This window comes from Massilia genomosp. 1, assembly GCF_011682185.1.
In the GTDB taxonomy this organism is placed as follows: Bacteria; Pseudomonadota; Gammaproteobacteria; order Burkholderiales; family Burkholderiaceae_D; genus Telluria_A; species Telluria_A rubra.
Genome location: NZ_WHJF01000330.1, coordinates 1 through 847 on the forward strand (window position 1 = coordinate 1; position 847 = coordinate 847).

General features: G+C 51.6%; 2 protein-coding genes and 1 pseudogene. 1 reads left to right on the plus strand and 2 read right to left on the minus strand.

The genetic code is table 11. From position 1 onward, the window contains the following. The coding region (locus tag F1735_RS36055) for a hypothetical protein (protein ID WP_222853184.1) at window positions 1-263 on the plus strand (263 nt) is incomplete at its 5' end. Window positions 264-308: 45 nt separating this feature from the next. On the opposite strand, the gene F1735_RS33900 is transcribed toward F1735_RS36055, so the two are convergent. Beyond that, window positions 309-671, minus strand: a complete 363-nt coding sequence (locus tag F1735_RS33900; RefSeq protein ID WP_167241429.1) for a hypothetical protein — start codon at window positions 669-671, stop codon at window positions 309-311. A 56-nt stretch (window positions 672-727) separates the two neighbouring features. Beyond that, window positions 728-847: pseudogene (locus F1735_RS33905) on the minus strand (IS1595 family transposase); the annotation flags it as partial.

Consider the following 847-nt stretch of genomic DNA (forward strand, 5'->3'; position numbering starts at 1 on the left):
ACCGCACTGAAACCCGTGATGCCGGCACTATTGCTGGGAAAGCAGATCGCCATGCACTTGCGCAAACTGCTCAAATTGCTTGGGAAACACACATACCTTCATCGAGAAAATCAATCGAAGCCGCGCAAATCCAGACCGAAGCCGCACAAATTCATGACGCAAAAACCATGTTGAGCGGGTGCGGATTCCTTAACTTGGGAGGATTGGGCCGGCAGCCCCATCGCCATTGCCATTGCCGCTCGCGGCTCGCAATCCATGCTTGAAACAAGGCGTTTGATTGCCCACTGCGATGCGCGCGGCAATTGGCCTTATTGAAGCGGCATGTTGTACTTCACGATCTCCTCTTCGTTCACCATGTAGATATTGCCATCGGCATCGACTTTCAGCATCCCCGATTCGCCCTTGCGGATCAATTCGACGCTCTCAGGCTTGCTGATGTTCACCCGGTACAGGTTGGTCGTTTTGGTATCGTTCGCGTAAATGTATACATACCCGTTCGATTCGACCATGCTGCCAGCATTCCATGCGATTTGCCAATCGGCGTAGGTAAACTTTGCGCCAAGCGGGAGCTTGTTGACGATTTTATCCGTGTCAGGGTCGTAAATGAATACAGTGTCTTCGGCTAACATCCAAATCTGCCGTTTCACCGTCAGCAGCGCTGTAATCGCCAATTTGTTCCAGGTAGCCTCGGTAACAATATCCCCTTTAAAATCAATTTTCTTGGTGATTAGCGCTGATCTTCAGCTAACCGACACCACGCTTCGGTTCGGTTGCCCGTGGCGACAGCAGCGTACAAGAGGCGCGTCAAGATGGTCGACAAATCGAAGCGCCGGTTAAATCGATACTG